Source organism: Paenibacillus tuaregi (assembly GCF_900086655.1).
Classification (GTDB): domain Bacteria; phylum Bacillota; class Bacilli; order Paenibacillales; family Paenibacillaceae; genus Fontibacillus; species Fontibacillus tuaregi.
This window is the reverse complement of record NZ_LT575476.1, coordinates 3,044,521-3,058,985: the sequence shown is the minus strand read 5'-3', so window position 1 is coordinate 3,058,985 and position 14,465 is coordinate 3,044,521. Positions and strand designations below refer to the sequence as shown.

At 56.4% G+C, this 14,465-nt stretch carries 6 protein-coding genes; all 6 read left to right on the top strand.

Annotated features, from left to right (window positions below):
- Nucleotides 1-18 precede the first annotated feature (18 nt).
- The 6 genes from BN6628_RS13775 to BN6628_RS13750 are packed head-to-tail and all read left to right on the top strand — an operon-like array spanning nucleotide 19 to nucleotide 14,454.
- Complete coding sequence (locus BN6628_RS13775; protein WP_068618332.1) at nucleotides 19-891, top strand: CPBP family intramembrane glutamic endopeptidase; 873 nt, start codon at nucleotides 19-21, stop codon at nucleotides 889-891.
- Between the two features lie 4 nt (nucleotides 892-895).
- Nucleotides 896-1,705, top strand: a complete 810-nt coding sequence (locus BN6628_RS13770) for a CPBP family intramembrane glutamic endopeptidase (protein ID WP_068618330.1) — start codon at nucleotides 896-898, stop codon at nucleotides 1,703-1,705.
- A complete protein-coding gene (locus BN6628_RS13765) occupies nucleotides 1,702-2,505 on the top strand; it encodes a CPBP family intramembrane glutamic endopeptidase (protein ID WP_068618328.1) in 804 nt (267 codons plus the stop codon). Before BN6628_RS13770 ends, BN6628_RS13765 begins: the two co-directional genes overlap by 4 nt.
- 14 nt (nucleotides 2,506-2,519) lie before the next feature.
- Nucleotides 2,520-12,692 carry a non-ribosomal peptide synthetase gene (locus BN6628_RS13760; protein WP_068618326.1) on the top strand — a complete coding sequence of 3,391 codons (10,173 nt, stop codon included), beginning with the start codon at nucleotides 2,520-2,522 and terminating at the stop codon, nucleotides 12,690-12,692.
- A 33-nt stretch (nucleotides 12,693-12,725) separates the two neighbouring features.
- Nucleotides 12,726-13,697 (top strand): cysteine peptidase family C39 domain-containing protein, encoded by a 972-nt coding sequence (locus BN6628_RS13755; protein WP_068618324.1) that lies wholly within the window; start codon nucleotides 12,726-12,728, stop codon nucleotides 13,695-13,697.
- A 40-nt stretch (nucleotides 13,698-13,737) separates the two neighbouring features.
- Nucleotides 13,738-14,454, top strand: a complete 717-nt coding sequence (locus tag BN6628_RS13750; protein ID WP_082926908.1) for a thioesterase II family protein — start codon at nucleotides 13,738-13,740, stop codon at nucleotides 14,452-14,454.
- The last annotated feature ends 11 nt before the right edge of the window (nucleotides 14,455-14,465 follow it).

Sequence of the window (14,465 nt, the reverse complement as noted above, 5' to 3'; positions counted from 1 at the left end):
GAAGAAAGGAGCTTTCCTGTGAAAAAAGTGTTGACCATGATAGGAAATATCGCGCTTTATCTCGGGGTCTTTTACGCGCTGCTCTACCTGCTTCGCTCTACTTACAATTACGAAGCGACGCTTTCCTTCGCCAAGTTTCTGGATCACAACCCAGCCATGTTTATGGTTGTTCTGTTCACGCTGATTACGCTTGTGTACATGCTTATCTTTCGCATCAAAGGATGGATCTGGCCCCATGCGGAAAAAAGTCTCTTCCGGGCATCGGGCTTCAGACGGCTGAGCGCCTCGCGCGTCCTGCTCATGATTGGTCTGGGTCTAGCCGGGAGTTTGTTCAGCATTGGCCTTATCGTCATTGACGATATTGCCCGGCAGTTTCCATCCATTCCCGCACTTGTAGACGATCTGATCAAGGGGGATTCGATTTGGTACGTTATTCTGGGCGCTGGTTTGATCGGGCCGGCATTTGAAGAAATATTGTTCAGGGGACTCATTTTTAGTGAGCTTCGCAGGGTTATGCCGGTATATGCGGCCTTGGTGCTGCAAGCCGGGGCATACGCCTACTTCCAGCCGAGTGCGGCGCTTTCGGTCATCAGCATCGGTTCGGGCCTGATTTACGGGGCGCTGTATTTGCGCACCGGGTCACTGTGGGCGCCTATTCTGGTACAGAATACGGCCATGGGCACCATCTTTCTTTTTAAATACATCGGGTTCTACGAATGGTTTGACAAGCTGGGCGATGTTTCACTGTATGTTATTACAGCGCTTTGTCTGGCTGCGTTGATTGGAGGTTCCGTTTATGTATGGCGGACCTCAGGCAATGGCGGCATCGGTGCACGCGCCAGTCAAGCGCTGTTGGCTGACGGGTCGCCCGCAGCACACAAGGGGGTATGATCGCATGAAGGCATGGGGAATGATGCTGGCTCGCGTGGCCGTTGTTATCGGTTTGTATTTTGCATGGTTTCTTGCTGCACAGAAATTATTTTTTGATTACGTTTACCCCAGAAGCACCTGGTTTGAGCAGAACACGGTAACTGTCATTATTTTGAACGATATAGTGGGTTTGCCGCTCATGCTGCTGGCCTGGAGGTTTATTTTCAAAGAAAATCTGTTTAAGGCGGCTAAGTTCCGCGTGATGGGCGGCAAATCGGTGGCTATCGCTTTATGGATTGGGCTTGGAGCCGGTCTGTTTACGGTCGCTTTCTCCCGGCTTCCCGCCATTGCATCGGATAAGTACAAATTCCACGAATTATTTGATTACCTGAACCGCGCGGAATGGTATGTATTTCTGGTTTTCCTGATTCTCGGAAATATTTACAAGGAGACATTGTTCAGAGGCATACTGATGAATTCGTTCAGACGCGTGCTCCCGGTCTGGATCGCAATAGTGATCCAGGGCGTGTTGTATGGGGCATTGTTCTTTCTTGGAGACATTCCGCTGTCGCTGTATGGTTTTCTTGGCGCGGTTATTTTTGCACTCTTGTATGTCTGGTTTAAATCCATCTGGGCCCCGATTGCCGCGCAAGTCGCCTGTCAGGGCAGCCAGTATTTGCTTTGGCATTACGGGCCGGAGACAACGGACGTTACCGTTATGTCTGTCGTAATGGCTGTGGCGGTCGCCATGATAGCGGTTGGCATATTCCTTGCGGTCAAGCATCGCTCTTCGGTCTCCGTGCCGCCGTCCTCCAAGGTGGTGACGACGCCGTGAAGGGACTGCGAATAGCGGGAAATACCGTCTTATATTTGGTTATTTATGCGGGGATTGTGATGCTTGTCAATCAGGCACTCTACAACTGGATCGGCAATCCCGTTCTGAAAGATTGGATAGCGGGAAATTCCGGTATTGTGATGATTGTATCCAATATCATCGTGCTTGCAATCTATTCTCCTCTGCTGCGCTGGCAAAAAATTTCGCTGAAGGATTTGGGTTTTGTTCCTGTGCGCGGCGGATCACTGCTGCTATCCGCAGGAACGGGTGTCTGGCTGGGCTTGTTTATTGTCTCGTTTACCCGTCTTCCGTGGATAAAAACGAACTTCCCGGCCATTTCGGATCTGGTCGCTTTCGTTGCTGGCGGCAGCCTGATCATTTTTGTGCTTGGAAGCTTGCTGCTGGGGTCTTTGCTGGAGGAATGGCTGTTCAGGGGGATGCTGTTCCATACGCTTAGTCAACGTCTTTCGATTCTGTGGACAGTTATTCTCCAGGCCGCATTGTTCGGCGCGGTATTTATGAATGTGACAGTTGGCGCATTTGCGGGTCTGGGCGCGATCGTTTACGGCGCCGTTCGCGCCGGCTCGCATTCGCTTTGGGGGTCGCTTGCGGCGCATGTGTGCAGCACAGCCACCTTATATATCACGCTGCAGTGGGCGGGCGGTTGGCAGTCCGGTACGCTTGGATTATTAGCCCTGATTAGCGGGCTTGGCATCGCGGCGCATGTGTTGCTGCTGCTGCGCGGGATCGGCGGAAGGTTGGGAAAAGGACTAGCTGTCAGCGATTCTATTATTAGCTAGGAGGGAAGGGCGCTATGTTTCAACTGGATTTGCTCGATATCAAAAAAGACACGTCCGGGCGGAAGGAGCGGAGTGGGAGCTCTGTCTCCAATGTTTCCCTCAAGGATATAGCGATCATCGGGATATCCGCCAAGCTGCCGCGCGCGGAATCGCACGAAGCCTTCTGGGAGCTGCTGCGAAGCGGCAAGGATCTAGTTGGCGGGTTTCCGGAGTCCCGCAAGGAGGAATTGAAGCCGTATTTACGCCGCATGGAGGCGCAATACGGCTCCGTTTCCTTTTTTGACGGGGCGTATATCGAAGACATTTCAGGCTTTGACTATCCTTTTTTCCGGCTTTCGCCCAAGGAAGCCTCGCTGATGAGTCCGGCACAGCGCCTGTTCCTGCAGACGGCCTGGGGCGCACTTGAGAATGCGGGGTACGGCGGGGATGCACTGCATGGTTCACGCACCGGCGTCTTTATCGGCTATAACGGGGACGCGCTGCATGATTACAAGCGAATCATCGAAACGCTGGACCCGGATGCCTTGTCCATGGCGGCGCCCGGCAATTTGAGCTCCATGATACCGAGCCGGATTTCATATTTGCTTAATTTGCGTGGGCCGGCCATCAGCGTGGACACGGCCTGCTCTTCCTCGCTGGTAGCAGTTCATCTGGCATGCCAATCCATCCGCAGCGGCGAATGCGAAGCGGCGATTGCCGGCAGCGTTAAAATTAACGTGCTGCCGCTGGATACCGGCATACGGCTTGGCATCGAGTCCAGCGATAACCGGGCCAGAACGTTCGACGACTCGGCGGACGGAACAGGCATCGGCGATGGTGTGGTTGCGCTGCTGCTGAAGCCGTTGTCCCGCGCACAGGAGGACGGCGACCATATTTATGCCGTCATCAAAGGCAGTGCGATGAATCAGGACGGCAGCTCTGTTGGCATTACCGCCCCGAATGCACTCGCGCAGGAGGATGTCATCGCACGAGCCTGGCAGGATGCGGATATTGATCCCGAGACGGTGACGTATATAGAGGCGCACGGAACCGGAACCCCGCTCGGTGACCCGATCGAAATCGATGGGCTGACACGAGCCTTCCGGAGATATACCGATAAACGGCAATTTTGCGCCATCGGCTCACTGAAAACAAATATCGGCCATCTCGATCACGCTGCCGGCATTGCAGGGCTGCTCAAGGCGATTCTGTCGCTTGTTCACAAGCAGTTTCCACCAACGCTTCATTACCTCTCGCCGAACCGCAGCATTCCGTTTGTGGATTCGCCGGTTTATGTCAATGATGAATTGACGCCATGGGAGACAGACGGCGGGGTAAGAAGGTGCGGAGTAAGCGCGTTCGGCATGAGCGGGACGAATTGCCATGTTGTGCTGGAGGAGGCTCCCGCCGGGAGGCCACCTGTTCGTAAGGATCAAGAAGAGCTGATCTGCTTGTCCGCGCACAGCATGACGGCGCTGGAGCGGCTCGTGCTGCAGATGCGGGACTGGGCTTGGCAGCATCGAAGCGATGAGAACCGCAGCCTGGCCGACCTTTGTTACACCTTAGCCGTTGGCCGGGGAGCTCATCGGTATCGCCTGGCGATTGTGGCAAGCAGCTGGGAAGAGCTTGCCCAGACCTTGCATGCCGCTGCCGAAAGCGGTCTTACCGGCCTTGCATTGCCGAACGTCCGCTTTGGGACGGCCCAATCGGCAGCGGTTGGGAATATGCGGCAGCAGCCCGGTCCAAACGAACGAGAAATGGAAGCGCTTGAGCTAGGCCAACGTTATGTGGACGGATATGAGATCGACTGGAAGGCGATCTATCTAGGTCAACGCCGACAAAGGCTGCCGCTTCCGACGTATCCGTTCGATGCTCACCGTTGCTGGGTGCAGGAGGCGCACACTGCTGGGGCGGCGCTGCATACGCCATTTCCAGCTTTAAGAGGATATTTGCTAGGTGGAGATGCTCCTGAGGAGCTTCAGCAAGAAATGAATGAAACGTTTGCCAGATGGCAAGCCATGCTGGAGCGAAGCAGCGGGATGACGGGGCAGAACCGCTGCGGCGTTGCGTTAACCGGGGAGCGCTCCGGCCTTGAATGGGAGCAGCATATCGCAGATGTCTGGGGGGAGCTGCTCGGTTATGACGAGCTGCCTGCAAATGCCGGGTTTTATGAGCTGGGCGGAGATTCGATCATTGCACTCAAAATTGTAAACCGGCTCAGCGAGCTTGCGGGCATTCACATTCAGGTGGCGGATTTGCTCGGGCATGCGGATCTGCCTTCCTTCACGGCGCTGATCGAGCGGCGGCTCAGGGAGAGCGGCGCGGCGACTGGTGGCAATGGCAGATCAGAAGCGTCTCACAGGCATGCCTGGCGGATGAACGTTCAGGCGTCCGACTCTTTGGCCGGCGATAAGCTGGAGCCGATTCGCAAGGCGGCCCCGCAAGAGCATTATCCGGTTTCATCGCCGCAGAAACGCATGTACTTGCAGCAGCAGGCGATGCCGGATGATCGCAGCTATAATTTGCCCGAATTGCTGCACTTGGACGGGGCTATCGATGGAGACCGCCTGGAGGCCGCCCTTCAGGCCATTGTAGAGCGTCACGAGACGCTTCGCACTACCTTCCACGTCATCGACGGAGAGATCAGGCAGCTCATCCACGCTGACATTCCTTTTCGCCTGATTCGCATAGAGGCCGATGAGGCGGAAATGGACAGCGTGCTGCAGAGCTTGTTCCTGCCATTCAGGCTCGACACGGCTCCACTGCTCCGTGCAGTATTGCTGACGCTGGGACCTGAGCGTCATGTACTGTTTCTCGATATGCATCATATTGCATCTGACGGGATGTCGGCAGGCATTCTTTTGTCCGACCTGATGACTTTATATCAAGGAGGTTCGCTGCCGCCTCTGCCGCTGCAATACAAGGATTATGCGGTATGGCAGATGAACAGGCCGCTCTCCGGGGACGACGAACGGTATTGGCGCGAGCAATGCCGGGGCGACTGGCCAACGCTTGAGCTTCCGACCGATGCCCCGCGTTCGTCCGTCAAAGGCACGCGCGGCGAAACGTTCGACGTGTACGTCGGGGCCGATTTGGTGGCGGCTGTCCGCAGCCTCGCGGCCGAATCGGGCGCAACACCGTTTATGGTGCTGCTATCGGCGTATTACACGTTCCTTGCCCACTATACAGGGGCGGAAGACATCGCCGTCGGCACGCCGATTGCGGGACGGAACAGGCGCGAGCTGGAAGCGATCGCGGGCATGTTCACCGGCACGCTGGCGCTGCGTGCTTATCCGAGCGCGGACAAGCCGTTTAGAGCTTTTTTGTCTGAAGTGAAAGAGATGGCAACTGGGGCTTACGCCCACGCCGATTTTCCATTTGAGGAAATCGCGCAGTGGATGGATAGAAGAGATGCCAGCCGGAGTCCACTTTTTGACACGATGTTTATCATGCAAAACCTGGGTATTCCAAACGCTTCAACGGATGGGTTGTCGTATCGCCACCAGCGCTTTGAGCATGGCACGGCCAAATACGACTTGATGATTCAAGCCGTGGAGAATGGGTCGGAATTGCGGCTTGTCGTGGAATATAATACCGATTTGTTTCGCCGTACGACAGCCGAGCGGTTCATGCGGCATTATGTGCAGCTGCTGCGCAGCGTGACGCTTCGTCCCGATGCCACGCTCGGCGAAGCGGAGATGCTGAGTGAGGAGGAGCGCGTGCACATGCTGGCGCTGGGGAAACGCGAAACGGACTTTCCACCGCCTCGCTGTCTGCATGATTGCTTCAAAGAACAGGCGGCAACGGTTCCGGGCCTCCCGGCTGTATCTTGCGGCGGTGAATCCATGACCTATCGGGAGCTGGATCGCCGCAGCGATGAGCTGGCGCGAACCTTGCGCGCCAAAGGGGTGGGACGCGGCAGCGTAGTCGGCATCATGGTGGAGCGCTCGATCCCTATGCTGACCGCCATGCTCGCCGTCATGAAAGCCGGAGGCGCTTATATGCCTGTAGATCCGCATTATCCCGAGGAGCGCATCCGCTATATGCTGAAGGACAGTGGGGCGGAGCTGGTATTCGCGGACATCGCGCGTACCGGAACCACGGACGCCTTGCCAGCTTCCTTACAGGTGCTGGACATAACAGATGAGATGCTGTTCTCCGGTGGAGACGATACTTTTGTCGCATCGCCGCAGGACCCAGCCGATCCAATGTATGTCATTTATACCTCCGGTTCTACCGGTCAGCCAAAGGGTGTCATTGTTCCGCACCGCAGCTTTTACAACTTCGGACATTCGCTCAGGACGTTTTTCGATGGACAATACGGCGAGGGAGACAGATGCCTAAGCCTGACCAATATTTCGTTTGACGTCAGCGTAGCAGAGCTGTTTATGCCGCTTATGTTCGGGGGTTGCACAGTGCTTTACCCGGAGCCGAGATTGCTTGATCCACGGCGAATTGCCGAGGTGATTGCGGAGGAGCAGATTACATTCGCTTATTTGCCGCCGTCTTTGCTGAAGGAGGTTGCCCTGCTGCTGGAGCAATCGGCTTCCGCGATTAAGCTGGACAAAATGCTCGTTGGGGTAGAGCCGATTAAAGATGAAACACTGGAGCTGTATACGAAGGTCAATCCCGAGATTCGGATTATTAATGGCTATGGCCCGACAGAGACGACGGTTTGCTCCAACATGTACACATACAAGCCGGGCGCTTACCGCGGGGGTTATGTGCCGATTGGCGGGCCGATGCATAATGTCGAAATTTATATATTTGGCTATGGTGGCCAGCTTGCTCCTGTGGGTGTGTCTGGAGAGCTGTATATTGCCGGAAGCGGCCTTTCGGACGGTTATGTGAACAAGCCGGAAACGACAGCCGAGCGCTTTTTGCCGCATCCGTACCGCGAGGGCCACTTCATGTATCGCACCGGCGATATCGCAAAGTGGCTGCCGGACGGCAACGTGATGTATGTGGACCGGGCCGATCAACAGGTGAAAATCAGGGGCGTGCGGATTGAAATAAATGAGGTTCGCTCGCAATTGATTTCCCTTCCCGAGGTGGAGGATGCGGTTGTGGTTGTCCGCGAGCAGGCAAGCGGCGACAAGGAGCTGTGCGCATATGTGGTCGCTTCGGACAAGCTCCCTTCACGGGAATGGCGAAGAAAGCTGAGAGATAAGCTGCCGGAGGCGATGATTCCGGCCTTTATCGCGGTGATTGATGAGATACCGCTGACGCCCAACGGGAAAGTGGACAAGCGCGCCTTGACGGAGCTGGAATCCGGGCTTCAGGAACGAGGAGAGCCGGAGCTGCCGCGAGACGAGATGGAAAAGCGTGTCGCCGCCATTTGGCAGGAAGTGTTGGGCGATACGGCGGGGACGATCGGCATTCACGACGACTTCTTTGAGCTTGGCGGGCACTCCTTGAAGGCTGCCATACTGGCGGGCAAGCTGCAGCAGGAGACGGGAGTTCAGATTCCGCTTAGTTTGATATTCGAGCTTGCCTCCATTGCGGAAATGGCTGCCTGGCTGAAGGAGCGGGACGGCGCCGCTGCTGTGTCCGAGCCGATTCCAAAGGCGGAGCGGCGCGAGTGGTATCCGATGTCGCGCGCTCAGCGCCGCCAATATATGATGCAAATGCTGGCTGGAGACGCCACGATGTATCATGTTCCGTTCGCGCTCCGTTTGCAGGGCAGGCTGGATGCTAAGCGGCTGGAAGATGCGTTTACGGCGCTGATCCACCGCCACGAAAATCTGCGGACGACCTTCCATATGATAAAGGACGAGTTCAGGCAAGTGGTTCAACCGCCGTATGCCTTCAAGCTTGAGGTGCTGGACCCTGCATTGATGACCTCGGACGAGGAGGTGCGGGAAGCGCCGCCGGACAGTGGCGAGGTGACGAGGTTGATGGAAGTGTTCCAGCGCCCGTTCCAGTTGGACAAGCTGCCGCTGCTGCGGGCGGGACTGCTGCGGCTGAACGAGGATGATCACCTGCTGCTGCTGGATGTTCATCACATTATTACAGACGGCGTCTCCTCCGGCCTGCTGGTGAATGAGCTGTCGCAGCTGTATGCCGGACACGCATTGCCGGAGCTGCGGGCGCAGTACAGCGATTATGCGGTGTGGCAGGAAGCCGAATCTGCAAATGCCGCTTATGCCGAGCATGAGCGGTACTGGATGGAGGTCTTCGAAGGCAAGCTTGCTGTTCTGGAGCTGCCGACGGACCGGCCGCGGCCGCCTGTGCCGAGCTATAAGGGCCGCCGCCATTCGTTCCGGTTGGACGCTCGGACAACTGCGGAGGTGCGAAAGCTGGCGCGGGAAGCGAAGACGACGCTGTATACGGTGCTGATGGGCGCTTTTGCCGCAATGCTGGCCAAATACAGCGGGCAGGCCGAAGTGATTGTGGGCACTCCCGCCGCCGGCAGGGAGCATGCTGATACGCATGGGCTGATCGGTATGTTCGTCAACACGCTGGCGCTGCGGATCAGGCCGGAAAGAGACAAGACAGTACGAACCTATATAGCGGAGCTGCATGACCATGTCGTAGGGGCGCTTTCGCGCCAGGCGTACCCTTTCGAGGAGTTGGTCGAAGAGCTGAAGGCTGATACGGACAGAAGCCGAAATCCTTTGTTTGACGTTATGTTTGTCCTGCAAAATATGGACCGGGCGGTGATGGAAGCTGGCGGCCTCGTCTTTGGCGAAATACCATTTGAGACTAGGACAAGCAAGTTCGACCTGACTCTGGAAGCGGTGGAGCGGGAAGTGGAAATCGAGCTTCAACTGGAATACGCCACGGATTTGTTTCATGAGGAAACCGCGCGCCGCATGGCGGAGAGCTATATCGTACTCGTGCGGGAGTTGTGCAGATCTCAGGATCGCACGGTTGGCGAGCTTGAGCTGATGAGTGAAAGCGAGCGGGAGCAATTGCTGGCTCTGTTAACCGGAGGGAGCAGGCCGGTGCAGGCCGCGAGTAGAGAGGGGAGCAATGGTAGCATGGAAATTCGAGCTGGGAAAGGCATCACGGATTGGCAGGGAGATGCGGCAGCGGCTTCCGTGCATGCAACAACGGAATGGACAGGGTTTGTGCAGGAAGTGGAACGCCAGGCAGCGCGTACGCCGGATGCGGTGGCGATTCAATTCGGCACGGAGTCGGTGACGTATGCAGAGATGAATGAACGCGCGAATCGGCTTGCTCATGCCTTGCGGGCGAAGGGTGTGGGGCCAGAGCGCATTGTCGCGCTGATGGCATCCCGCAGTCCCCTGCTGCTTGTCGCTATTTTGGGTGTTCTGAAAGCCGGAGGCGCCTATGTTGCAATAGATCCCGCTTACCCGAAAGAGAGGATCGGCTGGATGCTTGAGGATTGCGGTGAAGCGCTTCTGCTGACGGAAAGAGAATATGCAGGAGTTGTAACGAGTGCCGCTGCCGAGTGGTATCTGGACGATCCGCAGCTGTATGCGGCAGACAGAGGCAATCCGGAGCCTGGCCATAAGCCGGACCATTTGGCGTATGTGCTGTATACGTCGGGCTCGACTGGACGTCCCAAAGGCGTGATGATTGAGCATCGCGGGCTGGATCATTTCATCAGGGGCTTCCGAAACCGGCTTCCGTTTGAGAAGGGCCAGAGCATCCTGGCGATGGCGTCGGTCTCCTTTGATATTTTTGTTGTTGAAAATCTGCTTCCGCTCACACTGGGTATGCGGATTGTGCTTGCGAGCGAAGAGGAACGGGGCGATGCCGCCTTGCTGCAAGGCCTGATCGATATGCACGGCGTCGATGTGCTGCAAATTACACCGTCGCGTTTCAAATGGTGGATGAATCAGCTGGGCGAAACGGACGGATTGCAAAAGCTGCGCATATTGATGATCGGGGCGGAGCCGCTAACGCCCGATGTGCTCGGCAGGCTGCGAGCCGCTACCGGAGCCAGATTGTTTAATTTGTACGGTCCGACAGAAACGACGGTGTGGACCTCGATCCGTGAAGTGACCGAGGGTGAAGACATTTCGATCGGCACGCCGATCGAAGGTTCCGTCATGATGGTGCTTGACGAAGGGCTGAAGCTGCAGCCGACAGGCCTAACCGGCGAAATTTGCATTGGTGGGCCGGGCGTCGGGCGTGGATATCTCAGCCATCCCGAGTGGGATACCGCTTTTGTACCGAATCCGTATGCGCCGGATGAACGCATGTATCGCACAGGCGACCTTGGGCGCAGGCTTGAAAATGGGGAGTTCGCTTATGCGGGACGCCGTGATTTCCAGGTGAAAATCAGGGGCCACCGGATTGAGACCGGTGAAATTGAGCAGCAGCTGCTTCGCCATGAGCAGGTGAAGGAAACGGTCGTCATCGCATTTCAGGAAGAGGATGAGGAATATGCGCTTTGCGCGTATATCGTCATGCATAACGACGCGGCAGCGGGTGCGGAGCAAGGCGGAGAGGCTCCATCCGGCCAGTTGACCGAGCAGCTGCGTGAATATCTTGGGGACAAGCTGCCTTCGTATATGATTCCAGCCTTCATGCTCGTTCTGGATGCGATTCCGCTTACGCCAACGGGTAAAATCGACAGAAGGGCGCTGCCGAAGCCGGGACCATCTGATCTCGGTCAACGCGAGCTTGTTCCGCTGTCAACGGATACCCAACGCAAGCTGGCGGCGATTTGGAAGGAGCTGCTCGGTACGGATGCGATCAGCGCCAAGGACAGCTTTTTCGACCTGGGCGGACATTCCCTTAAGGCGGCGGGCATGGTCAGCCGCATTGCGGAACGCTTTGGCATCCAAGTGCCGCTGCGGGATATTTTTATGAATCCTACACTTGAAGGTTTAGCGGCCCATCTGGACACCAGCGGAACCGTGGCAGCCGTCAGCATTCCGAAGCAGCCGGAGCGCGAGCATTACCCGATGTCGAGGGCACAGCGCCGCCAATTTATGATGAGGCTGATCTCGGACGAGGCAACGATGTACCATGTGCCGTTCGCCGTGCATATGCAGGGCAAGCTTGATGTGGAGCGGCTTGAGCAAGCTTTTCTTGCGATGATGCGCCGCCATGAATCGCTCAGAACGACGTTCCATCACGAGCAGGACGAGTTCCGTCAGCGCGTTCATGCGGAGCCGGTATTTACGCTGGAGCGCAGCGCCAAGCTGAGAATGGCGGCGGGCAAGCTGCTTGCGGAAGGAGGAGACGTTGGATTGTTCGGCGGTATCAGTGCGCTGATGCAGCGCTTTATCCGCCCGTTTGATCTCGGCAGTCTGCCGCTGTTCCGGGCCGGACTGATTCCGCTTGGCGAGGAGCGCCATTTGCTGCTGCTGGACCTTCATCATATTATTACCGACGGTGTCTCCGTCAGCGTTCTGCTGCAGGAACTGACCACACTATACGGCGGCGGGGAGCTGCCGGAGCTGGATATCCAGTACCGGGACTACACAGTATGGCAGGAAGAACGAATCGGCAGCGAGGCCTACATGGAGCATGAGCGCTACTGGCTGGAGGCGTTTGAAGGGGAACTGCCGACGCTTGCGCTCCAATCGGCCTTGCCAAGGCCTGAGCTTCAAAGCTTTGATGGCGGTCTGATCGACTTCATGCTGGATGAGGAGCTGACGCTCAAGATCAAGACGTTTGCGCGTGAGCGCGGCACGACGCTGTATACGGTGCTGCTCGGGGCTTACTCGATGCTGCTGAGCAAATGGAGCGGTGCTCAGGATATCATTGTCGGCACGCCGGTAGCGGGCCGCAATCATGCGCAGCTGGAAGGGCTGATCGGGATGTTCGTTAATACGGTTGCGATTCGCAGCTTCCCGGAATCGTACCGGACCGTTGGTGATTATTTGTCCGAGCTGCATGAGGATGTACTGCGGGCGCTGGAGCACCAGGATTATCCGTTCGAGGATTTGGTGCAAAAGCTCGGGATCGAACAGGACCGCAGCCGCAATCCGCTGTTTGATACGATGTTTATTTTGCAAAATATCGATCGCGTCGCTTACCGTTCAGGCGGCATTGAATTCGAACCCAAGGAGTTCGATCCGGGCGTCAGCAAATTCGATTTGACGCTTGAAGCGGCGGAGAGGGACGGAGGATTCCGCTTTGCGCTGGAATATGCGACAAGTCTTTTCGGTGAAGAAACTGTCCAGGCTTTGGCGGAAGATTATACAAATATCCTACGTGCTCTGGTCGAGAACGGAGCAAGCCAAAAAATTCACGCTGTGCTTGCGGCAAACAAGCTTGCCTGAACCAACATTCTGAGCCTAAGGAGGCGGCGAACAATGAAGCTGTCGATGAAGAGGAAACCGTTTAACGAGTTTTGGATGAACTGTATGCTGAACCAGGCGTTTTCCATTGCGGTGTCCGAGGAGCCCAGCTACAGGGATGCGGCATATTTGAACATTTATCGTTACTATCCTTGGGAGGCTGCAACGGAGGAGGACTTCCGGTATCCGACAATTGACACGCTGTATTATATGGACGATCCGGCCAAATTCCCGCTGTCACAGGTAATCCGCTATATCGAACCCGGTCATTTCCGCAGCAAGGAGACGGTGCTGGAGGAGATCAGGGCGATGCTGGATGGCGGACGGAACTTAAGCGTAATTGTCGATCTGTATGGCTGGCTTCCGGGCAGCATGGCCTGGAAAAAGTTCCATTGGAACCATTATTCGCTGTTTAACGGATACGACAAGGAGCGCGGTGTCTTCTATGTCATTGACGATACGCTTGCGGGCTACGAAGAGCACGAGGTTCCGGAAGAAAGGCTGCTCCAAGCGTACGGCAACTCAGAATACAATGTGAACCCTGCTTATTTGGGGCCAGCCTTCTATGTATACAACCTGCAGGAAAAGGTTCGGCCTTACGAGTTGAAGCTGGCTGAAGTGGTGGAAAATGCGAAGCGGCTGGTGAGGGAGCTTGAGGAGTTTTCATTAGAGGGCATGTGGAATGTAGGTTCCGACCCGGAGAAGAAGCAGGCTCGTCTGACCTATGGCATTATTGGCGCCAACATTATTTGCAATCGGCATATCGCCAACATGTCGCTGCTTCGATCCATGCGGGAGAAGAGGCTGATCAGCGAAGCGCTGCATGAGTCGCTGTCTAGTCAGCTTGGTGTAGTGAAGGACGGCTGGGACCTGGTGAAGGACCGCTTTGTGGCGGGAGACTTCGAACGCGGCAGAGAGCTGGCCTTCGCGGAGGAATTGTTTGAGAAGGAAAAAGCGTTCTGGACTACGCTTGCCGACGGGGCTTAAAGGCCGCTTGTGTCAACATGTTACCCGGGAGGCGAGCTTTATGACGATATCTTTAATTTGTTTGCCGCATGCAGGGGGCTCCGCACAAGTGTACAAGCGCTGGGCGAACCAGCTGCATCCTGGCGTGCGTCTGGTGCCGGCCGAACTGGCGGGCAGAGGAAGCCGCATGGGCGAGCCGTTCTATGCGGACGCGGCGGAAGCCGTGGGGGATTTGCTGCCGTTGGTGCTGGAGACGGCACTCGGCTCCGATTCGTATGCTTTATTCGGTCACAGCATGGGCAGCCTGCTTGGGTATGAGATGCTGCATGCGCTGTGGGAGGAAGGATTTCCGCTGCCTGCGGCAGTCTTCCTCTCCGGCAGAGGAGCGCCGCATTGCGAGCAGGAGGAGGCTAGCCGGACCCATTTGCTTCCGGATGACGAGTTTATCGAGGAGCTGAAACGGCTTGGCGGCATGCCGGATGAGCTGTTCCGGCATCAGGAGCTGCTGGATATGTTTATGCCGATCCTAAGAGCAGACTTCAAGCTTATCGGCGAATATGAGCCTCGGATGCGGCCGCCGCTGCCGCTCCGGCTCACCGTCTTGAGCGGCAAGGATGACGACTGCGTCAAAGGCCCGCTCAGTGAATGGGACCGGTATGCGACGGAAGGCTGCGAACTGATGCTGTTTGAGGGAGGACATTTCTTCCTGCATGAGCGGGAACGTGATGTTGTAGCGGTGATCAACAAAATGCTGACCGAGGCGCCTGCCCCGATCTGATCCGTAAGGAG